The organism is Nonomuraea muscovyensis, assembly GCF_014207745.1.
Classification (GTDB): Bacteria; Actinomycetota; Actinomycetes; order Streptosporangiales; family Streptosporangiaceae; genus Nonomuraea; species Nonomuraea muscovyensis.
Map to the genome: position 1 here is coordinate 62,230 of NZ_JACHJB010000005.1, position 21,035 is coordinate 83,264.

At 70.8% G+C, this 21,035-nt stretch carries 18 protein-coding genes and 1 tRNA gene; 11 read left to right on the top strand and 8 right to left on the bottom strand.

The features are described 5' to 3' along the window. Positions 1-99: 99 nt before the first annotated feature. Positions 100-1,380 (bottom strand): isocitrate lyase, encoded by a 1,281-nt coding sequence (gene aceA, locus FHU36_RS42465; protein WP_185089822.1) that lies wholly within the window; start codon positions 1,378-1,380, stop codon positions 100-102. A gap of 239 nt (positions 1,381-1,619) precedes the next feature. Between aceA and FHU36_RS42470 the strand changes: the two genes are divergently transcribed. Beyond that, on the top strand, positions 1,620-3,092 hold the full coding sequence (locus FHU36_RS42470) for a helix-turn-helix transcriptional regulator (RefSeq protein ID WP_246503372.1): 1,473 nt from the start codon (positions 1,620-1,622) through the stop codon (positions 3,090-3,092). Positions 3,093-3,159: 67 nt separating this feature from the next. Then, positions 3,160-4,371, top strand: coding sequence for an acyl-CoA dehydrogenase family protein (locus FHU36_RS42475; protein ID WP_185089823.1), 1,212 nt, complete (start codon positions 3,160-3,162; stop codon positions 4,369-4,371). Positions 4,372-4,470: 99 nt separating this feature from the next. Here FHU36_RS42475 and FHU36_RS46695 read toward each other — a convergent pair whose 3' ends face one another. Both FHU36_RS46695 and FHU36_RS42485 read right to left on the bottom strand, forming a co-directional pair. Beyond that, on the bottom strand, positions 4,471-6,528 hold the full coding sequence (locus FHU36_RS46695; protein WP_185089824.1) for a DUF4132 domain-containing protein: 2,058 nt from the start codon (positions 6,526-6,528) through the stop codon (positions 4,471-4,473). Position 6,529: 1 nt separating this feature from the next. Continuing rightward, on the bottom strand, positions 6,530-6,922 hold the full coding sequence (locus FHU36_RS42485; RefSeq protein ID WP_185089825.1) for a hypothetical protein: 393 nt from the start codon (positions 6,920-6,922) through the stop codon (positions 6,530-6,532). Between the two features lie 419 nt (positions 6,923-7,341). Between FHU36_RS42485 and FHU36_RS42490 the strand changes: the two genes are divergently transcribed. Further along, a complete protein-coding gene (locus FHU36_RS42490; protein ID WP_185089826.1) occupies positions 7,342-7,926 on the top strand; it encodes a CGNR zinc finger domain-containing protein in 585 nt (194 codons plus the stop codon). Further along, positions 7,923-8,462, top strand: coding sequence for a GNAT family N-acetyltransferase (locus FHU36_RS42495; RefSeq protein ID WP_185089827.1), 540 nt, complete (start codon positions 7,923-7,925; stop codon positions 8,460-8,462). The genes FHU36_RS42490 and FHU36_RS42495 overlap by 4 nt, the downstream gene beginning before the upstream one ends. 266 nt (positions 8,463-8,728) lie before the next feature. On the opposite strand, the gene FHU36_RS42500 is transcribed toward FHU36_RS42495, so the two are convergent. After that, entirely contained in the window at positions 8,729-8,989 is a 261-nt protein-coding gene (locus FHU36_RS42500; protein ID WP_185089828.1) for a hypothetical protein, read from the bottom strand. Beyond that, positions 8,986-9,666, bottom strand: a complete 681-nt coding sequence (locus FHU36_RS42505) for a TetR/AcrR family transcriptional regulator (protein ID WP_185089829.1) — start codon at positions 9,664-9,666, stop codon at positions 8,986-8,988. The genes FHU36_RS42500 and FHU36_RS42505 overlap by 4 nt, the downstream gene beginning before the upstream one ends. Before the next feature lie 128 nt (positions 9,667-9,794). Between FHU36_RS42505 and FHU36_RS42510 the strand changes: the two genes are divergently transcribed. Further along, on the top strand, positions 9,795-10,496 hold the full coding sequence (locus FHU36_RS42510; protein WP_185089830.1) for an NAD(P)-dependent oxidoreductase: 702 nt from the start codon (positions 9,795-9,797) through the stop codon (positions 10,494-10,496). Between the two features lie 472 nt (positions 10,497-10,968). Beyond that, the gene (locus FHU36_RS42515) at positions 10,969-12,960 is read left to right on the top strand and encodes a PQQ-binding-like beta-propeller repeat protein (protein WP_185089831.1); all 1,992 of its coding nucleotides are present in this window, start codon (positions 10,969-10,971) and stop codon (positions 12,958-12,960) included. Here FHU36_RS42515 and FHU36_RS42520 read toward each other — a convergent pair. Next, entirely contained in the window at positions 12,957-14,918 is a 1,962-nt protein-coding gene (locus FHU36_RS42520) for a ligand-binding sensor domain-containing protein (RefSeq protein ID WP_185089832.1), read from the bottom strand. The genes FHU36_RS42515 and FHU36_RS42520 overlap by 4 nt on opposite strands. Positions 14,919-15,262: 344 nt before the next feature. Here FHU36_RS42520 and FHU36_RS42525 point away from each other — a divergent pair, with 344 nt between their 5' ends. The 4 genes from FHU36_RS42525 to FHU36_RS42540 all read left to right on the top strand — a co-directional run bounded on the left by FHU36_RS42525 (position 15,263) and on the right by FHU36_RS42540 (position 17,669). After that, positions 15,263-15,589, top strand: a complete 327-nt coding sequence (locus FHU36_RS42525; protein WP_185089833.1) for a PadR family transcriptional regulator — start codon at positions 15,263-15,265, stop codon at positions 15,587-15,589. After that, positions 15,586-15,942, top strand: coding sequence for a DUF1048 domain-containing protein (locus FHU36_RS42530; RefSeq protein ID WP_185089834.1), 357 nt, complete (start codon positions 15,586-15,588; stop codon positions 15,940-15,942). The genes FHU36_RS42525 and FHU36_RS42530 overlap by 4 nt, the downstream gene beginning before the upstream one ends. Before the next feature lies 1 nt (position 15,943). After that, a complete protein-coding gene (locus tag FHU36_RS42535; protein WP_185089835.1) occupies positions 15,944-16,270 on the top strand; it encodes a DUF1048 domain-containing protein in 327 nt (108 codons plus the stop codon). A gap of 598 nt (positions 16,271-16,868) precedes the next feature. Further along, a complete protein-coding gene (locus tag FHU36_RS42540; RefSeq protein WP_185089836.1) occupies positions 16,869-17,669 on the top strand; it encodes an alpha/beta fold hydrolase in 801 nt (266 codons plus the stop codon). A gap of 144 nt (positions 17,670-17,813) precedes the next feature. On the opposite strand, the gene FHU36_RS42545 is transcribed toward FHU36_RS42540, so the two are convergent. After that, positions 17,814-17,886, bottom strand: a tRNA-Gly gene (locus FHU36_RS42545). 133 nt (positions 17,887-18,019) lie between these two features. On the opposite strand from FHU36_RS42545, the gene FHU36_RS42550 reads away from it, so the two are divergent. Further along, on the top strand, positions 18,020-18,757 hold the full coding sequence (locus FHU36_RS42550) for a response regulator transcription factor (RefSeq protein ID WP_185089837.1): 738 nt from the start codon (positions 18,020-18,022) through the stop codon (positions 18,755-18,757). Here FHU36_RS42550 and FHU36_RS42555 read toward each other — a convergent pair. Beyond that, on the bottom strand, positions 18,714-21,026 hold the full coding sequence (locus FHU36_RS42555) for a chorismate-binding protein (protein WP_185089838.1): 2,313 nt from the start codon (positions 21,024-21,026) through the stop codon (positions 18,714-18,716). The genes FHU36_RS42550 and FHU36_RS42555 overlap by 44 nt on opposite strands. Between the last annotated feature and the right edge of the window lie 9 nt (positions 21,027-21,035).

Below are 21,035 nucleotides of genomic sequence, written 5' to 3' on the forward strand. Positions count from 1 at the left end.
CCGCGCCAGGCCGGGGGGAGTGGCTGGCGCGGCCCTGGTCGCCGGGGAACCGTCCCATGCCCTGGAGGTGGCCGGCGAGTCGAGGGGTTGTCCGGTGGGTCAGTGCGTGAACTGCTCCTCTTCGGTGGAGCCCTTGAGCGCGGTCGTCGAGGAGTCGGGCGCGACGGCGGTGCTGATCAGGTCGAAGTAGCCGGTGCCGACCTCGCGCTGGTGGCGGGTGGCGGTGTAGCCGCGCGTCTCGGCCGCGAACTCGGCCTCCTGCAGGTCCACGTAGGCGGTCATGCCGCTGTTGGCGTAGCCCTGGGCCAGGTCGAACATCGAGTAGTTCAGCGAGTGGAAGCCGGCCAGCGTGATGAACTGGAACTTGTACCCCATGTGGCCCAGCTCCTTCTGGAACTTGGCGATCGTGGAGTCGTCGAGGTGCTTCTTCCAGTTGAACGACGGCGAGCAGTTGTAGGCGAGCATCTGGTCCGGGTACTCGGCCTTGATCGCCTCGGCGAACTCCCTGGCCACGTCGAGGTCGGGCGTGCCGGTCTCCATCCACAGCAGGTCGGAGTGCGGCGCGTAGGCCAGGCCGCGCGCGATGCACGCCTCGATGCCGTTGCGGACCCGGTAGAAGCCCTCGGCGGTGCGCTCGCCGGTGGTGAAGCGCTGGTCGCGGGGGTCCACGTCGCTGGTCAGGAGCGTCGCGGCCTGGGCGTCGGTCCGCGCGATGATCAGGGACGGGACTCCGGCCACGTCGGCGGCCAGGCGGGCTGCGTTCAGCGTCTTGATGTGCTGCCCGGTCGGGATGAGCACCTTGCCGCCGAGGTGGCCGCACTTCTTCTCGGAGGCGAGCTGGTCCTCCCAGTGGACGCCCGCCGCGCCGGCGGCGATCATGCCCTTCATCAGCTCGTAGGCGTTGAGCACGCCGCCGAAGCCCGCCTCGGCGTCGGCCACGATGGGCGCCAGCCACTCCCGGGGCTCCCCCTCCGACCAGCTGATCTGGTCGGCGCGCAGCAGCGCGTTGTTGATGCGGCGCACGACGGCCGGCACGGAGTTGGCCGGGTACAGGCTCTGGTCGGGGTAGGTGTGGCCGCCCAGGTTGGCGTCCGCGGCCACCTGCCAGCCGGACAGGTAGATCGCCTGGAGGCCGGCCTTCACCTGCTGGACGGCCTGGTTGCCGGTGAGCGCGCCGAGGGCGTGCACGTAGTCCTCGGTGTGCAGCAGCCGCCACAGCCGCTCGGCGCCGAGCCGGGCGAGCGTGTGCTCCTCCTGGACGCTGCCCCGCAGTCTGACCACGTCCTCGGCGCTGTAGGTGCGCTCGACGCCGTCCCAGCGAGGGTCGTTCTCCCATTCGTCCCGCAGCTGCTCAGCAGCTCCCTTGAGGCGATCGTTCATGATTTCACTCCTTTGTCGTCCCCTGGGGCCCGTCTCGAGTGTGTGCCCGTACGGCGCATGATCAGTAGCATCTGTGGCGAGAAGAAGTGTGAAAATTCTGCAGAGGTGAATACCTGCGGGTATTAGATGGAGAAGAAATCGCGAGTTTTCCTGTTGGACTAGACCAATCCGATCGAGAGCATGGCGTGGCTGCGCCGACGCTCTAGAAGATGGGCAGAATTTCTGTCTAAGATTGCGGCATGGCGTCCTTGTTGGGTGAAGAACCGCTGTCTTTGACGCAGGAGCTCGACCTCATCGCGTTCGGACAGCGCCTGCGCCACCTGCGCAAACAGCGCGGCCTGACCCTCTCCGACCTGGGCGCCCGCGTCGACCGGGCCCCCAGCCAGCTCTCCCTGCTGGAGAACGGCAAGCGCGAGCCCAAGCTGTCGCTGCTCAAGTCGCTCGCCACCGCCCTCGGCGTGCCCGTCGAGGAGCTGCTGCGCCGCCAGCCGCCCAACCGGCGCGCCCAGCTCGAGATCGCCCTCGAGGAGGCCCAGCGCGACCCTCTCTACGCCTCGCTCGGCCTGCCCCGACTCAAGGTCTCCGCGCGCGTGCCCAACGACGTGCTCGAACACATCCTCGGCCTGTACGGCGAGCTGCGCGCCCGCCAGGCCCGGGGCACCGCGACCCCGGAGGAGGCCAGGGCCGCCAACGCCGAGCTGCGCCGCCGGCAGCGCGAGCTGGGCAACTACTTCCCCGACATCGAGAAGGCCGCCGCCGAGTCACTGGCCGCCGTCGGCTACCGCACCGGGGCCCTGTCGCAGAGCACGGTCCAGGCGCTCGTCACCCACTTCGGCTACACGGTGCACACCGCCCAGGACCTGCCCCGCTCGGTGCGTTCCATCACCGACCTGCGCAACCGCCGCATCTACGTCAAGCACGAACAGCTCGGCATGCACACCCCGCGCACGATCCTCCTGCAGACCCTCGGCCACCTCGCGCTCGGCCACGGCAAGCCGCGCGACTTCGCCGACTTCCTGCGTCAGCGCACCGAGGCCAACTACTTCGCCGCCGCCGTCCTCGTTCCGGAGCGGGCCGCCGCCCTCTTCCTGAAGGAGGCCAAGGCCGATCGCGCGCTGTCGGTGGAGGACCTGCGCGACGTGTTCGCCGTCTCCTACGAGATGGCCGCCCACCGCTTCACCAACCTCGCCACCCACCATCTCGGCCTGGTCTGCCACTTCGTCCGCAACGACGCCGGCGGCACCATCTACAAGGCGTACGAGAACGACGGCATCGTCTTCCCCGCCGACGAGCAGGGCGCCATCGAGGGGCAGCGGATGTGCCTGCAGTGGTCGGGACGGCAGGTGTTCCTCTCGCCCGACCGGTTCTCCGTCTTCTACCAGTACTCCGACTCGCCCACCGGCACCTACTTCTGCGTCGCCCACGTCGACCCGTCACGCGAGCGCGACTTCGCCATCACGCTCGGCGTGCCGTACAGGGAGTCGCGCTGGTTCCGGGGCCGCGAGACGACCAACCGCACCAAGTCCCACTGCCCCACCGGCGACTGCTGCCGCCGCCCGCCCACCGAGCTGGCCGAACGCTGGGAGGGCTACGCCTGGCCGTCGGCCCGCGCCAACTCCCACGTCCTGGCCGCGCTGCCGCCCGGCTCGTTCCCCGGCGTGGACGAGGCCGACGTCTACACCTTCCTCGAACGGCACGCGGCCCGAAGCTGACCTTGGCCCCGTACCTACTGATGGGTAGGGTTTGTCTCGCCCGGAGGCACGGTGAGGGGAGTGGCGCATGAGCGGCGGTTTCGGTCTGGAGCCCAGCGACGATGTGGCCGAGGTGCGCGACTGGGTGCACACCTTCGCCCGTGACGTGATCCGCCCCGCGGGGGCCGAGTGGGACGAGCGCGAGGCGACCCCCTGGCCCGTCATCCAGGAAGCCGCAAGGATCGGGCTGTACTCGCTCGACTTCTTCGCCACCCAGTGGTTCGAGGAGAGCGGGCTGGCGCTGCCCGTGGCGTTCGAGGAGATCTTCTGGGGCGACGCCGGCATCGGCCTGTCCATCGTCGGCACCGGCCTGGCCGCCGCCGCGGTGTCGGCAGGCGGCACGCCCGAGCAGGTGGGGGAGTGGCTGCCCCAGATGTTCGGCACCGCCGCCGACGTCAAGCTCGGCGCGTTCTGCGTCTCCGAACCCGACGCCGGCTCCGACGTCGGCTCCATCCGCACCCGAGCCGTCCCCGACGGCGGCGACTGGGTGCTCAACGGCGTCAAGACCTGGGCCACCAACGGCGGCATCGCCAACGTCCACGTGGTCGTCGCCTCCGTCGACCCCGACCTCGGCACCCGCGGCCAGGCGACGTTCGTCATCCCGCCCGGCACACCGGGCCTGTCCATGGGGCAGAAGTTCAGGAAGCACGGCATCCGCGCCTCCCACACGGCCGAGGTCGTCCTCGACGACGTCCGCGTCCCCGGCTCCTGCCTGCTGGGCGGCAAGGAGAAACTGGAGGCCCGCCTCGCCCGCGTCCGCAAGGGCGAGCGCGCCGGCGAGCAGGCCGCCCTGCGCACCTTCGAGACCACCCGCCCCGCCGTCGCCGCCATGGCCGTCGGCATCGCCCGCGCCGCCTTCGAGTACGCCCGCGACTACGCCCGCGAACGCGAGCAGTTCGGCCGCAAGATCGGTGAGAACCAGGCGATCGCGTTCCTGCTGGCCGAGATGGCCACCAGGGTCGACATGGCCCGCCTGCTCACCTGGCGCGCCGCCTGGATGGCCCGCACCGGCAAGCGCTTCGAACAGGCGGAGGGCTCGATGTCGAAGCTGGTGGCGGGCGAGACGGCGGTCTGGGTGACGGAGCAGGCGATCCAGATCCTGGGCGGGGCGGGGTACACGCGCGAGCACCCGGTCGAACGCTTCCACCGCGACGCCAAGATCTACACCATCTTCGAGGGCACCTCGGAGATCCAGCGGCTGATCATCGGGCGCGCAGTGACCGGTCTGCCTGTGCGGTGACATTTCCGCAGGTCACAGGAAGTTTCGCGAGTGATCGTTCCAGGGTCGTAACCGGCGCCGCAGGGGGCGGGCACGAGTGTGCCCGCCCCCTGGCGTCGATCAGGCCTGGAGTTGGCGGGTGATGGACGGGTCGGTGATGGTGGTGTCGTTGGCCAGCAGGAAGGCCTTGGACAAGATGAGCGCCAACCGGCCGTCCTCCTCGAAGGGCAGGAACAGCCCGGCCCGGGGGTCGCGACCGGCGACGATGCACAGGTAGGCGTCGTTGGGCTCCATCAGGATGTTCGCCGACCCCAGGTGGATCTTGTAGGTGCGCAGATCGCCGCGGACCACCAGGAAGCGGTCGGTCAACGTGCAACGGTCGGAGATGGCCAGGCGCGGCAGCAACCGGGACAACACGTCCCGGCGTACCTCGGCGGACGGCGCAAGCGCAGCGAACGAGCCGGTCCGCCAGTAGGTCTGCAGCGCGTCCGGCCCGCTTGCGGCCCACTGCGGATCGGTCGTGATCGAACAGACTCCCACGAACAGGTCCACATCCCGCATCGCCTCGCTGAACACCAGCGTGGGGACCTCGGCCAGCGGCGCCAGGTGCCACCTGCCCCCGACCAGCCGGTGGAAGAGGACCTGCTCGGTGAGCGCGTAGCCCTCGTCGTAGAGGCCGTGTTCCAGCGTCGCCCGCCACTGCCCGCCGGCCAGCAGCCGCCGCGCGTCGCCGTTGTCGAAGCCGCCGTCCCACGGCCCGAGGTAGTTCGATTTCCAGCCCCGTGCCTTGAACAGCGCGCGGAGCCTGCGGTAGTCCACCACATGACCGGCGAACCGCCGCGAATGGTCGCCTGTCTCCTCCTCGGCGGGCGTGAGCAGGTAGACCTCGCGGAAAGCCTGCTTGTACGGCTGGCGCAGCTCCTTGTCCTGCACGACCTCGCGCCAGGCCCGAACCTCCTCCACCGACGCGCGGGCCGGATGCCACGGCCGCACCGGCACGTCCGGCACGTTCAGCCCCAGCTCGCTGCGCCACACGCCGGGGGAGACCTCGAACTCCCAGATCAGCCGCTCGGTGATCGGGTGACCCTCCAACTGCCGGTACGGCGGCGCCTTCTCCGCGGTGTAGCCCGCCTCCAGAGCCCTGGCCAGGGTCACCTGCTGCTGCTGGACCAGCTTGACCTGCTCGCGCAGCCGCTTCACCTCGTCGGGATGCTCCCGCCTGACGGCCGCCGGGACGGATGTGAGCTTCTTGTCGCCGTGCCACCACGACAGCTCGCCCCCACCCTCGATCGAGATCACAGCCGTGTGCTCACCGAACGCCTGCCGTACCCGTCCATCCGGCAGGCGGAACGCGACCTCCAGCCGCTCGGCCAGCGCGGGCTCGATGCGCTTGAACATCCGGTCGAGCTGCTTGGGCACCCCGGCGTGCCGGGTGACCTGGCGGGCGGCGCGCAGCGAGGAGATCGCCTCGGGAGTCGGATGGTCCTCCACCGCGCGGGCGATCTCGAACAGCAGGGCCTGGGAGGGCAGGGTCTTGGCCTGGGTGGGCGCGACCGCGACGCCGCGCAGCAGCCGGTCCAGCAAGGCGGGCAGCCAGGGCTCGTCACGGTGGAGCGCGAGCCGCACGGCACGCCCGAGAGTTCGCGTCTCCCAGGAGTCGAACGCCTTGTCCGCCTGGTAAGGGATCTCGCCCGCCTGGATCGCCGCGACGCGGGCCTCGGCCTGCTCCAGGACGGCGCGGGCGAAGGCGGGGTAGCCGGGCCGGCCGTCGAGCCATTCGGCCAAGCCGGTCGACCGCGGTTGGTCGAGGGCCGGTTCCCGGGCCGCCTCGGTGAACAGGGCACGCAACTCCACGTCCCAGCCGAGCATCAGGTCCACCTCCGCGATCGCGATGGGACCGAGCGCTTCGGCGAACCGCGGTCTCACCTCGGCATCCATGCCCGCCAGCCCTGCGGCCACCAGCGCGGCGAAGGACAGGCGGTTGTCACGCAGCAGGTAGTCGGCGAGCTCGCGCGCTGGGGCGACCAGATTCCGCCAGGTCTGGTCGACGACCGCGCTGTCACCGGGCCTGCCGCCCATCGCGGTGGTCAGCTGGGAGGTGATCGGCCAGTAGGTGGCGTCGGGCGCGGAACCGTTGAGCAGTTTGAGCAGGCGCTCCGCGAGGGGGGAGAGGTTCACGTCAGCCTCCGACCAGGGGAACGAGCTTGACGAACGACACCACCGGGTCGGTGGTCAGGTCGATCTCGGTGCCCAGGTCCTCGATCTGGCGGTCGCCGACCAGCAACAGGAACCCGTTGCGGGCGAACGCGGCCTCGGCGGCGTCGGCCTGCCGCTCCCAGTCGAGCGTGCGGGCGGTGCGCATCCGGTAGCCGTTCAGCTCGACCTCGGCGTCCGTCGGTTTGACCAGGCCGCGGAAATGATGGGAGGGAGCCGCGTTGTAGCGGGCCACCTCCTCGCGCACGCGCAGCCGTACCAGCTCCCGGGCCGAGATCCGCTCGGGCAGGCCGGGCAGGGAGAACTCCTCCAACGCCCGGCCCGTCGCCGTCTCATCGCGAAACACTACCGATGCCATCGAACGCCCTGTCTCTGTCAAATGTCAGATGATGGCGTCATCTATAGCAGCGCCCGGCGACAGAACACCGGTGACTGCGGGCATACTGCCGCACGCCGCAGTCGCTCGGCGGCGGCATCCCGGGCGCGCTGAGTCCGCTGCGACGGGATGTTCACCTTCAGTACAGTGCGCAACGCGATGACTACGCTTCCGCCCGTGAGGCGCTGCGGGACATGCTCACCGACCGGACGAAGGGCAGCCTCCACGGCGTGCGGCCTCGGCCGCCGGTCACGAGAGTCGGCGCGAGACCTCGTACGGCGGATGACGCACCTGACCCGGTAGAGGGTCCCCTGCCGCGCGCCGAAGACCTCGGGAGTCGCCGCCGGGCCCGAGGAAAAAGCGGATGCTGATGGTTGAGAGGTCCTGTTACCGTCAGGGTCATGGCAGCTACGGCGTTTCCGATCCTCGGCACCGAGCCGCCGGTGGTGGAGTTCGCCAACACGCTCTACGGCGACGGCGACCGGCGGATCGACTTCCTCGACACGGCCGCCCGGATCGAGGAGTGGTTCGCGCTGGTGCCCCTCGACGGCGGCGTCACGGCGCCCGCGGGCGTCATGGGGCGGCACGGCGAGCGGGTGCGGGCGGCGCGTGACTGCGTGCGGGCGCTGCTGTGCGCCGCGGCCGACGGGCGGGGGCCGGGCCGGGCGGCGGTCGAGCGGCTCAACGACCTGGCCGCGGCGGCGCCGACGTACCCGCGGCTGGAGTGGACACCCGGCGCCGCGCCGGCCGTGCGGCGTCTCGACACCGTCGCCGGCGCCCCCGCGCTGCTCGGCCGCCTCGCGAGCGGGTGCGCCGAGTTGCTGGCGGGGCCTGAGCCGGTGGCGGTCCGGCGCTGCCCGGGGCCGGGCTGTTCGATGCTCTTCGTCCGCGGCCATCCGCGGCGGCGCTGGTGTCACCCCTCGTGCGGCCACCGCGACCGGCAGGCCCGCTTCTACCGCAGACACCTCGCCCGGAGGCCGACATGACGATCACCTGGCGCCGGCTCGGCGCGTCCGACTTCCCGCTGCTGCGGCGGTGGCTGGAGCAGCCCCACGTGGCCCGGTGGTGGAACCATGAGACCTCGGCCGAGGCGGTGGCGCGCGACTTCGGCGCCGCCGCCCGGGGCGAGGAGCCGTCCGAGGACCTGCTGGTGCACCTCGACGGCCGCCCGCTCGGCCTGGTGCAGCGATGCCGTCTGGCCGACTACCCCGGCTACCGCGACGAGCTGGCCGCCGTCACCGCCGTGCCCGAGGGGGCGGTGACCATCGACTACCTCATCGGCGATCCGGGACAGACGGGCCGCGGCCTCGGACCGGCGGTGATCCGCGCGGTGGTCGAGCGGACGTGGGAGGAACTGCCGGACGCCACCTGCGTGCTGGTCCCGGTGCCGGTCGCGAACCGCGCCTCGTGGCGGGCGCTGGAGAAGGCCGGGCTGTGCCGGGTCGCCGAGGGCGAGCTGGAGCCCGACAACCCCGTCGACGGCCCCGCCCACTACGTGTACCGGACGGACCGGCCTGCGTAGCGGCGAACCTGTCGTACCCGGCCGGCTGGATCCACCCGAGTGGCTCCACCTGGGACGTCCGGATCTCAGCCGGAGGCGATGCCGGGCTCCGGCGCCAGGCCGTGGGTGTGCGGTGGCCGACGGCGGCGTCAGATGCGGGAATGCCCGTGGACGACCCGTGCCCAGATGAGGCATCCGAACGAGCCGGCGGCAGCGAGGGCCCGGACGATGTTCGGCTGCCAGGTCGGCGATCTTCGCCGGGTCGCCGGCCTGGGCCAGCCGGTCGTTCAATCCGCGACAGGGTCCTGGCCGAGCTGCGCGCGGGCGTCCGCCACCGGTCGATCGTGCACCGCAGCACGCTGGACGACCCGGAGGTGGCCGCCTACTTCCACGAGATCCACCGAGCCGGTGACCGGCACCGGGTGATCGACGAGCCGATCCAACTGCTGCTCATCCTCATTCCGGTTGCCGAATTCTCGGAGCCGGCCGGCAGTGACTGCCGGCCGGACAGCGATCAGCGAACGGGTGAACAGCAGCTCCCTCGTCACCCGGGCCCCCGGAGGATCCTCTCCAGGCCGTCGAGGATCAGGCCGAGCCCGAACTCGAACTCCTCCGCGTAGGCGTACCCCGGTTGCAGGGCGTGGTCCGTCATCATCTCGGCGAGGTGCGGATACATCCCGGCGGGCATGCTCCGGCCGATCGTCTCGGCCACGTCCTCGAGCTCATCCGGGGTGCTGAACGGCAGGCTCGACTCCTGCAGGACGAACCCGTAGACGTAGCTGTCGAGGGCGGAGAACGCGTGAGCGGCCATCCCGATCGAGAACCCCGCGGCCCGCAGGCTCCCGATCACGGCGTCGTGGTGGCGCAACGTCGCGGGGCCGGGGTTCCGCCGGGACTCCATCAGCCCGAGCGCCCAGGTGTGGCGCGACAGGACCCGGCGGGCCGAGGCCGCGCGCCGAAACATGGCCGTCTTCCAGTCCGCCTCGCCCGGGGGCAGTTCGATCTCGTCGAAGACGAGGTCCACGATCCCGTCCAGGATCTCGTCCTTGCCGGCCACGTGGTAGTAGAGCGACATCGCCTCGACCCCGAGATGCTCGGCCACCTTGCGCATGGTGACCGAGGCGACGCCCCGCTCGTCGGCGACCTGCGCGGCGGCTCGCAGGACGCGCTCCCTGCTCAGCGCGGTGCGGGGCGTGCGTGGCCGGTCGGGGCGCGATGGCGGCATGTGCGGTCTCCTGATGCTCCCCGACGTCGGCTCCGACGGTCCGGGGCTTGACTGCCTTACGGGCGTAAGGATAGCGTCCGAGCTATACCTTACGCCTGTAAGAACGCAGGCGGCGGGAAGGAGACGACATGGACGAACGCCCGTTTCGGGTCTGCGTCGTCGGAGCTTCCGGGAAGCTCGGGCGATACATGATCCGGCACGCCCTGGACCGGGGCTACGAGGTGGTGGGAGTGTGCCGCGAGCAGAGCGTCGGGAAGCTCGCGGAGTTCGCGGGGCGGATCACCGTCGTGCCTGGGGCGACGGACGACCGCCAGGTCATCAGGCGTGCGGTCGCCGGGTGCGACGGCGTGCTGACGGTGCTGGTCCCCTGGGGTGTCAAGGGCTACTCGACCGGGACGGCCCAGGCGGTGCTGGACCACGCGCCCCCGGGGGCGCGGCTGGTGTTCTCCTGCGGATGGCACATCACGCGAGACGGCCAGGATGTGTACGGGCTCGGGCTCCGGGTGTTCCTCAAGGTCTTCGGCCCGCTCGCGCGGCTCGCCCGCTTCGCAGACCTCGCCGACCAGGTGGAGGCGTGCCGCAGAGTGTTCGCCAGCGACACCCGCTGGACCGTCGTGCGCGGCAGCAACCTGGAGGAGGGCGAGAGCCAGGGGCTGCCGGTGTGGAGCCGGCACGTCGGCGATCCGGTCCTCAAGAGCAACCTCACCCGCCGGGCGGACTTCGCGCTGTTCATGGTGGCGGCGCTGGCCGACGACGAACTGGTCCACGAGGCTCCGGCGATCGTCGGCTGCCGGACGCCCTCGGCACTCGCCCACGCCCAGCCGGCCTGACCTGTCGACGGTCCGCGATGCCGCCGCGCCCCGAGTGGCGAAGGCGCCGGACCTGAAGGTGAGGCCGGCGGATGACGCGGGCGTGATGCCGTGGGGTGCCGTCCGTTCGTCGCGCCCGGCGGGCACCAGCGTGTGTCATCTAAGGGTTGCGTGGGGGTGCCGGTGGGAGGAGGCGGCGACGGAGTGAGCGCGGACCGACATGACGATCCACCGGAAACGGATGAGGAGCCGGCCGTGGCAGCAGGGCTCGGTCGCCGTCGGCGAGCCGACGCACGTGTCGCGCCCCGCGATCAGCTCTTCGATCCGATCGGTGAGGCGCCGCTGGACATCGGCCACAGCAGGGGCGCACTGCTCGGGCTGACCCGGGACCGGCAGCGGAAGCGTTGGCGTGGATTAGTTCCTTTGCCGTAATTCGGTATAGACAGGAAAGCGCACGGTTTCCTAGGTTTCGGTTATGACCTTAATTAAGCGCATGCTTGCATGCAGCATGGTGAGCGCTCTCGCGGTGCTCGGCGCCGTCGCTCCGGCGGCGGCCGCGGCGGCGCCACGCGTGGAGGATGTCGGCGTCCCGCTGGAGGACGTGCTGCTGATCGGCGGCGTGGTGGCGCCCGGCCCCGGTGGCCGCACCGTCCTGTGGGGCGCCTCCTCCGGCGCCCCCGCCCACCTCAACGCCGTCGACCCCGCCACCGGTGCCGAGGTGGCCAGATACGACCTGCCGGGCGCCGGCGGCTCCTGGGCCGTGGACGCTTCCCCTGACGGCGGCGTCTACGCCGGCACGTACGGCGACGGCCGCCTCTACCGCTGGACGGACCAGGGCGGTGTCCAGGATCTCGGCAGGCCCGTGCCCTCGGAGAACTTCATCTGGTCCGTGGCCGCGGGCGAGGGTGGCACCGTCTACGGCGGCACCTCCCCAGGCGGTCGCCTGTTCGCCTACGACCCCGCGACCGGCGTGCGCGACTACGGCAAGCTCTCACCCGCCCACGCCTACGTCCGCAGCGTCTCCTACGCCGGCGGGAAGATCTACGCGGGCACCGAGGCTCCCGCCGCCGTCTTCGAGATCGACGCGGCCTCGGGCGCCACGAGGCAGCTCCCCCTGCCCGACGGTTTCGACCCGGCGGGCCAGTGGGCCTACGACGTCAACGTCGCGGGCGGCTTCCTCTACGTCCGCTTCGGTGGCGCGAGCCCTGGCCCGCTGCACGTCTGGGACATCGCCGCCGGTGGATGGAGCGACACGCTCGCCGCCGCGCACGGCCTCGACGTCTCGCCCCCGGACGACGAGGGCGCGGTCTACCTGGTCAAGGGCGGTGAGCTGGTCCGCTACGACCCCCGTACCAAGGCCACGACGGGGACCGGGGTGCCCATCACGGGCCGGGTGGCCAACACGCGCGGCATCGGCTGGGCCGAGCTGGGCCTGCCGGACTATCCGGGCAAGAGCGTCGTGGGCCTGCTCTGGCGCGGGCTGATGTTCCGCTACAACCCGCAGACCGGCGCGAAGTCGTTCGTGCAGACGGCGGTCAAGGGCGAGCCCATCGACGTGACCGCGCTCGCGGAGGGTCCCGACGGCCGCATGTACGCCGGTGGCTTCCTCAACGGCGGCTTCGCCGCCCTGGACCCGGTGACGGGCAAGAGGGCGGAGTTCCACACGTTCTCCCAGAGCGAGGACATGACCGCCCACGACGGCAAGCTCTACATCGGCGCCTACCCCGAGGCGAGGGTCTACGCCTACGACCCGGCGCTGCCGTGGAACAGCACCGAGTACTCGCCGAGCCCCGAGCCGGGCCCCGCGGCGAACCCGGCGCGGCTGTTCGACCTCGCGGCGGACAAGCAGATCAGGCCGCGGGCGCTGGTGTCGGCGGGCCGCTATCTCGCCGCGGGCACCATGCCGGACCTCGGCCATCTGGGCGGCGTGCTGGCCGTGTGGGACCCGCGGACCGGGACGCTCAAGCACTCCCAGCGCAACGTGGTCAAGGACCAGAGCATCGTCTCGCTCGCCTACCGCGACGGCGTGCTCTACGGCGGCACGTCCATCTACAGCGGCCAGTCGGCCACGCCGCCGACGCAGCCGGAGTCCAAGCTGTTCGCGTGGTCGGTGAAGGAGAACCGGCTGCTGTGGGAGATCGTCCCCGCCCCGGGCAAGCCCGCCATCCCGGCGCTGACGTTCGACGACCGTGGGCGGTTGTGGGGGATCGCGGGCGGTGAGGTGTTCGCGGTCAGCACGGCCGCTCGCAAGGTGGTCGAACGCGTCACGCTGTCGGCCGGCAAGAGCTCGAGCGGGCAGCTCGCCTTCAACCGGCGCGATCACCTCCTGTACGGCGCGCACGCCGGTCAGGACGTCTTCTCGCTCGACCCGCGGACCGGGCGGCACACCGTGCTGAGGCAGGGACCCGTGCACCACCTCGCGGTGCACGGGTCCGGGGACGTCTACTTCGCCGAGGGGGCGCGCCTGTTCCGGCTGACCCGCTAGCAGACGCGGTAGGTGTAGAACTTCTCGAAGCGTGACAGGTAGAGGTGGCCGTCAGGGCCGAGGAGCAGGTTGGAGATCGGGCGGGCGATGAGCGCGAGCGCCATCGTCCCCGGATCGATCCGGTACGCCTTGCCCTGCACCTTGCCCCACAGGAAGCCCTTGTGGAAGACGAGGTTGGTGTCCAGCCACACCTGCGTGGCGCTGGACCAGGGATAGGTCTGGTGCTTGACGGACCTGACGGTCCGCCCGGTGGCCGGGTCCAGCTCGAACAGGGTGTCCGGGGTCAGTCCCCAAAGCCGCCCCGCGTCGTCGAAGGCGATTGAGCCGAGCGCCAGGTCGCCGGGGACGGGGGTGGACTGCCACTTGAGCGAGTCCGTGGCGATGTCGTACGCGAACGCCACGGCCTCGCCCGCCGGCGTGCTGGTGCCGCCGAAGGCCGAGGTGGCGCCGTAGACGACCCCGTCGCGGTAGGCCAGCCCGATGACGCTGTGGCCGGGGATGATGTCCCGTCTGATCACCGAGCGCCCGGTGGCGGGGTCGAGCAGGCCGAGCGCGCCGCCGTGGGTGCCGGCCTTGGGCACGGTGCCGAACGCCAGCCAGTCGCCCGCGGAGATCATCGCGAAGGGCCGGTCCTGCTCCTGGCCGCCGAGGTTGAGCAGGAGCCTGGGCGCGCTGCCGTCCCACTCGTAGATGCGGGCGCCGGGGTAGACGCCGAGGTAGAGCTTGCCCCTGTGGGTGACGATGCCCTCGCTCTGGCCGACGTTCGGCCAGTTCTGGGCCTCGCCGGTGGCAGGGTCGTAGGCGGCCAGGCCGCCGGTGAAGAAGCCGCCCGCGTAGACGCGGCCGTCGGGGCCCGTGCCCAGCGAGCGGATGGCGACGGGCTGGAGGGTCAGCGTGCTGTCGAGCAGCCGGCCCCGCCCGCTCTTGCGGTCGAAGTGCCAGATGCGGCCGGTGGAGCTGGTGCCGACGAGCACGTTCCCGAGCCAGCCGAGCGGGCGGGCGGCGCCTTCGCCGTATTCGGTGAAGCCCAGCCTGGTGATCTTCTTGGTCCTGAGGTCGTATTTCACGAGCTCGTCGTGCTGGAACAGGTAGAGGTCGTGGCCGAGCCTGCCGCCGCCGACGGTGAGGCTGTCGACGTCCGCCACGACGTCCGTCCACTTGCTCTCACGCAGGTCGTACACGCCCATGGGGTTGGCGCCCGTGGAAGTGCCGAAGCGGACCAGGAGGTAGTGGCCGGACACATCCACGTCGTAGGCGTAGCCGTTGCCCTCGATGGGCGGGTCGATCACCCGCTCGACCGTGCCGTCCGGGGAGAGCACCGCGACCTTCATGCTGCGCGCGCCGACGCCGGCGTACACGGTGCCGTCCTCGCCCACGGCCAGATCCCTGACGAACTGGTCGCCGGCCACCGGGACGCCCAGGTCGGTGAACTTCCCGGTCGCGGTGTCGTAGCGGAAGAGCTTGCCCGTGGGCGAGGTGCCGCCGTAGACGGCCGAGCCGTCGGGGGAGGCGGCGACCGTCCAGACGAACGATTCGGTCGAGATGGGGATGCCCAGCTCGCTCACCTGGTCGGTCGACGGGGTGTAGCGGAAGAGGCGGCCCATCGCCCCGGCGGTGGCGTTGTAGCTGCCCACATACACCGAGTGGTCCGGGGCGACGGTGACGGCCCAGGAGCCGAGGGCGAGCGGGAGCGGCCGCTCGCCGATCAGGTGGCCGTCGCGGGCGTCCCTGATGCCGAGCAGCGCCGGTCCGGACGCGCTGGAGGTGACGGAGTAGACGCGCGGGCCCTGCGGGTGGCTGGCGTCCAGCGCGGTACCCGCGGTGGTGGCACCCGTCAGCGGGAGCGTGCCGAGGTTGTGGAAGCCACACCCGGTGGGTGGTGCTGTGGTGGATTCGGCCTGGACCGGAGTTGGGAGAAATAAGACGGCGAGGAGAGCTGCGATTGCCATGATGCGCACGTACGACCTCCTATAACTGATAACGGCCTTGACCGTAATTTGCCGAGCCGCTCCGTGACAAGATGGTGGACCGGTTCCGGTGGTGATCATCCCCGTGCGGGAAGGCGCGCTCAAGGGGCCGGGCTCTGGGGCATGGTGTGACAGGCGTAGCGGGCGCCTGTGGTCAGGGCCCAGTAGTGGTCGCCGTAGGACCAGTGCCACCACCGCACCGAGCGCGGCGCCGATGATTCGAATCGCTTCCGCGGTCTGTGCTCGCCGCCTGCTGGCATACTCCACTACTCGGTGGTACCGTATAGTGGTACTCGATAGCACAGAGTACCAAGAGTGACCGAAGAGGACCCACGATGGACGACCTGACGGAGATGCTGAAGGGCACGCTTGAGGGCTGCGTGCTCGAAATCATCGGCAGCGAGGAGACCTACGGGTACGCCATCACGCGTCGGCTGCACGAACTCGGCTTCGCCGACGTCGTCGAGGGGACGGTTTACACCATCCTGCTGCGACTGGAGAAGAACGGGCTCGTCCAGGTGACGAAACGACCGTCCGGGATGGGCCCGCCGCGCAAGTTCTATGCGCTCAACGACGCGGGCCGCAAGGAGCTCGCGACGTTCTGGGCGAAATGGGAGTACATCACATCACGGCTCGACAAGCTCAAGGAGGGTGGGAGATGAACTTCTGGGAGACCATCACAGGCAGCGATCTCACCAGGGAATGGAAGGCGTTCGAAACTCGGGCCGAGGCATTGCCGGCCGACTACCGGGCGGCGTGGGAAGAGATCAAGGGTCATCTCTCTTCCTACGCGGATTTCACGGGTCGAAACCTGACGCCGATTGTCGACAATGCCCTGGGGCTGCTCGAAGAGACAGCGGCCGATGGGCAGAGCATTCACGAGGTGCTGGGTGGCGACATCGAGGGCTTCTGCGCGGCGCTGGCCGGCGGAGAAGGGGCTCGGAGCTATCGCGACCGGTGGCGCGAGCAGTTGAACAGGAACGTCGCAAGGAAATTGGGCCGGCTGGGAGGCTGACGTGGGCATCCGAGACATCATCGAGGGCAAGAAGCAGTGGCGGGCGCACATGGCGCGGGTCAAGGCGCTCCCGCCGGACTATCAGATCGTCTACGAGGAGATTCAGAAGTACTTCTTCAAGGTCGGACCGATCGACCTGCTTGACGGGTCCCTGCTCTCAGGGATCCTCGATTTCTTCGAGGAGGGCGTCGCGGCCGGCAAGGGTGTCCTGGAACTCATCGGCAACGACGTCGCCGCCTTCTGCGACGACCTGATCAAGGACTCGCGCACCTACGCGGACATCTATCAGGAGTCCATCAGAGGGGAAACCGGCACGGCCGGGAAGTGACATCCGTCGACCCGAACTCCAGCGCCTCGATGATCTGAATCAAGCCCGTGCGGTAGTGGGCGGTGCAGGGGGCCTTGAACACGCGCTGCTTGTGCTGCCGGCACGAAGATCCCTTGGCTTGTACTCGTGCGGCAGCGTCACCGGAGTCTCGTCGTCGCCGGGCACCGCGGAATAGATGACGTCCTCGACCGTCTCGGTCGGTGCCCCCAGCGCGGCCTCGGTCATCTTGAATCTGAACTCCGGCCCCCTCTCCGGCCCCCTCTCCGGCCCCCTCTCCGGCCCCCTCTCCGGCCCGCTCATCGGCGCGGCCCGGTCGACATCTCCACCGGCAGCGGCGGCTCCCCGTACGGGCCGGAGAGGTGTGCCTCCACACCTACGCCGGAAACCGCGAGGCCGGCATCCGCGAGGGCACCGCCGGCTGACTCGGCGTGAACGCCATGGCCGGCAACATGCGCAAGCGGGCTGGGCACCGCCGACGGCCCAGATCACCAAGACGCGCGCACACCAACACCGGTGACTTGGTGCTCCACGGTCTCTGCCCGGCGACTCCGACGACTGGACGAACCCCACAAGACAACGAAGACAGAGACGAGGAACCATGACCCATGCGAAGTGGACCGGCATGATGCCGGTCGACGACACGGCGCTGGCCGTGACCGACACCGGCGGCCCCGGTATCCCGGTGGTCTACTGCAATGGCCAATTCGCCACGCAGGGGTACTGGCGGCGGGTCATCGCCGACCTGGGGACGGGGTGGCGGCACATCACCTACGACATGCGGGCTCGCGGCAAATCGAAGCGTTCGGCGGACTATTCCTTCGAGACCGCCATCCGGGATGTCGATGCCGTTCTCGCGGCCAGGGGTGTGCCCCGGGCGCTGGTGGTGGGCTGGTCCTACGGAGCGTTCGTCGCGGCGCACTGGGCCAGCCGCAATCCCGACCGTTGTGTGGGCGCGGTCCTGGTTGACGGCGCGCAGCCGTACGACTGGATGACCGAGGAGATGGCGCTGGGGATGCGGAAGCTTTTCAAGCGGCTGAACTTGTTCATGCCGCTGCTGCGTCCGACGGGCCTGACCCCGCGGATGAGCGCCGTGCAGATGGCGGAAATCAACATCGAGCTCGGGTGGCTCGCCCGCGTGAGCGAGCTGGGCCCCGTGATGGACAACGTCACCGTCCCGACGCGGTATGTGCTCGCGTCGGGGTCGTCCTTCGGGAGCAAGGGCGATGGGCAAGAACGGATCCGCACCGGCGTCGATGCGGTGGTCGCCAGCAACCCGAACATCAAGATCAGCGCGAAGGTCCCCAGCAACCACGGCTCCATCCTGAAGAGGGACTTCCGCGCCGTCGCCGCGGCCGTACGCGAGGTCGCCGCCCTCGACCGCGGGGGGAACCCTCGCTGAGTAACCGAGCTTGAGGTCGACGGGCTGAGCAGGTCGGAAGAACGCCGGCCCGCGCCTGTGGAACGTGGCGCTGCCCGATGACCTCTCCGCCGCCCGGCGCGACATCGCCCGTTCGCGGGCACGCCGCGATCGGGCTGAGGATGTGGGGCCCAGCCGGATTCGAACCGGCGTCCTCCCCCATGGCATGGAGGCGCGACGACCTCTGCGCTATGGGCTCCACCCGCGCAGCCTACCGTTCCGCGATCATCGTCCGAACTGGTTCGCGCCGCTATCCAACAAAGCGATTGGCCGCGACGTTTGCGGGTAGGGAAGGCGGCTGGCGCGTCTCAGGGTCGGACGGCGGAGTGGTGATGAGCACGCAACGACACAGTGCACGACGGATCGACGCACCGGACGGGATCGCTCTGGTCGCCTTGGGAAGCGAGCTGGTCCGCTGCGGCCTGGCCACCATGCTCAGGGATCTGGGCGTCTTCCGCGAGGTGCTCGACAGCGGCGACTTCGACCACAGCATGGAGCTGTTGCACGCCGGCCGGCCCGAGTTGCTGGTGGTGAGCGCGCCGGTCGAGCAGGACAAGGCCGAGAAGCTGGCGCGGACGGCCGCCGACCACGGGGTGCGGGTGCTGCTGCTGTTACGAACGGCCTGCGACCAGGCCCTGGAGCGGGTGGCCGCGATGCCGGCCGACGGTTACCTGCTGGAAGGCGAGCTGACCCCCGAGACGCTGCGGAGCACGCTGACGGACCTGGAGAGCGGGCTGGTGCCGGTGCCGCAGCCCGTGGCGCGCAGGCTGCTGGCCAAGTTACGGCCCGCGTTCGCGAAGACCGGGACGGCCGCGCTCGACGGAGGGGCCGCGGCGGACGGCGACCGGGCCGGCTCGCCGCTCACCTCGCGCGAACAGCAGACGTTGACGCTGATGGCCGAAGGGCTGAGCAACAAGCAGATCGCCCGGCGGCTGGGCATCTCCGAGCACGGCGCCAAACGGCACGTCGCCAACATCCTGGCCAAGCTGAACTGCTCGAACCGGACGCTGGCGACGGCGGTGGCGCTCAGGCGCGGCCTGGTGTCACCACCGGGCAGACGCCCCCGCTGACGGCGCCCTCGCCACTGGTCGTGGCGGCGCGGGTGGCGGTCGCCGGGCCTGTCGCCTCCGCGTTCTGCGGGCCTGCCACCCCCTGCGGGCCGGTTCCCCCCGCGCCGTCCGGGCCGGTCGCGCTCTTCCCGGGCGACGTGTACGAGCACCCGGGTCGACGGCAGACCGTGGAGGCGGGCAGGCCGCGCAGCGGGGCCTGGGCCTTCAGCAGCATCTCCGCGTACTCCTCCACCGGGTCCGACCCGAGCACGATGGCCCCGCCGGCGCCGACCGTGAGCGTCCCGTCGCAGGCGACGGCGGTGCGGATGACGATGTTGAGGTCGGCCGTGCCGTCCAGCCCGAAGAACCCGATGGCGCCCGAGTAGACGCCGCGCGCCCGCCCCTCCAGCCGGTCGATGATCTCCATGGTGCGCAGCTTCGGCGCCCCCGTCATCGACCCGCCGGGAAAGCAGGCCCGCGCAGCCTGGACGGCGCTGATACCGTCCTGGAGCCGGCCGCGCACCGTGGACACGAGCTGGTGCACGGTGGCGTACGATTCCACGGCCATGAACCGCGGCACCTCCACGGTCCCGATGGCGCTGATGCGCCCGAGGTCGTTGCGGAGCAGGTCCACGATCATGAGGTTCTCGGCGCGGGTCTTGGCCGAGGTCGCCAGCTCGTGCCTGAGACTGGAGTCGCGCAGCGGCTCGGGGGCGCGCGGCGCCGTGCCCTTGATGGGCTTGGACTCGGCGACGTGCTCGCGGTCCACCTTGAGGAAGCGCTCGGGGGAGGAGCACAGCACCTCCATCTCGCCCAGGCGCAGGTAGGCGGCGTAGGGGGCCGGGTTGAGCCGCCGCTGGCGCAGGTAGAGGTCGTGGGCGGAGCCGTCGAACGGGATCTCGGCGGTGTCGGTCAGGCAGATCTCGTAACTCTCGCCCGCCCGCAGCAGCCGCAGGCACTCCTCGATGTCGGCCAGGTAGCGCTCGCGCGGGCGCACCAGCCACGGCTCGGCGTCGAAGCCGGGGCCGGGGCCGGGGCGGGGGCCGGGGCCGAAGCAGGAGCAGGAGTCGGGGCCGGGGCCGGAGTCGGAGCTGGGGCCGGGCTCGGGCGGGGGACGCTCGCCCACGCGGCGGCAGACGCCGGCCGCGTGCGCCACCCAGGCGCGGGCGGCCGCGCGGCTGTCCGGCTCGCCGTCGGTGAGCGCCGCCGCCCACGTGCTGCCGGTCAGGTGGTCCACCGCGACGAAGCGCGCCGCCGACATCCACACCGCGTCGGGGAACGGCGAGACGTGCGGCGAGGCGGCGCCGCAGTCGCGCTTCAGCTCGTAGCCGAAGTAGCCGACGTACCCGCCGTTCAGGTCGAACGGGAGGGCCGGGTCGGACGGCATGGCCCGGGCGCGGACGCGTTCGTCGAGCATGTCGAAGATCGAGGTGAAGACGGCCGACTCGTGGCCGCCGGAGTCGTGCACGAGCACGCTGTTCGCGCCGGGCCGGCAGGTCAGAACCTCGCCGTGCGGCCCGCCCGCGTCGCCGAGGAACGAGAACCGGGCCAGCCCTTGCTCGACGCGGCTGCTGTCCAGCCAGAAGGCGTGCTCCCGGTCGCCGAACAGCTCGGCGAAGACCGCCTCGGTGTCGGCCGCGCCGTACACCTGCTCCACCTCCAGCGACCAGCGCGGCCCGCACGGCACCGGCAGCGCGGCGGCCGGCGAGCCCGCCTCCAGGGCCAGTTCGCGGAACGTGCGCAGCAACGTGGGCCCGTGCTCGGTGGAGATGGACTCCGGGTGGAACTGCACCCCCCACCAGGGCATCGTCCGGTGCCGTAACCCCATGACGACCGAGTCGGCCGTCCACGCGGTGATCTCCAGGTCGCCGGGGGCGGGCGTGGCCACGCACAGGGAGTGGTAGCGCACCGCGTGGAAGCGCTGCGGCAGGTCGCGGAAGAGGTCGTGGCCGCAGTGGTGGATCTCCTCGACCTGGCCGTGGATCGGCGCCGGCGCGGGCACCACGTCGGCGCCCGACAGCCAGCCCAGCGCCTGGTGTCCCAGGCAGACGCCGAGCACCGGCAGCCCCGAGTCGCGGATCACGTCGAAGGTGGTCCCGACGTCGCGCTCGACCTGCGGGCGGCCCGGACCGGGGGAGATGACGAGGGCGTCGAAGCGCCGCAGGTCCACCTCGGCCCAGCCGGGGTCGTCGTTGGTCAGCACGACCGGCTCGGTGCCGTAGGACTCGGCGATGAGCTGGTAGAGGTTGTAGGTGTAGGAGTCGTGGTTGTCGATGATCAGGGTGCGCACGGCGGTTTC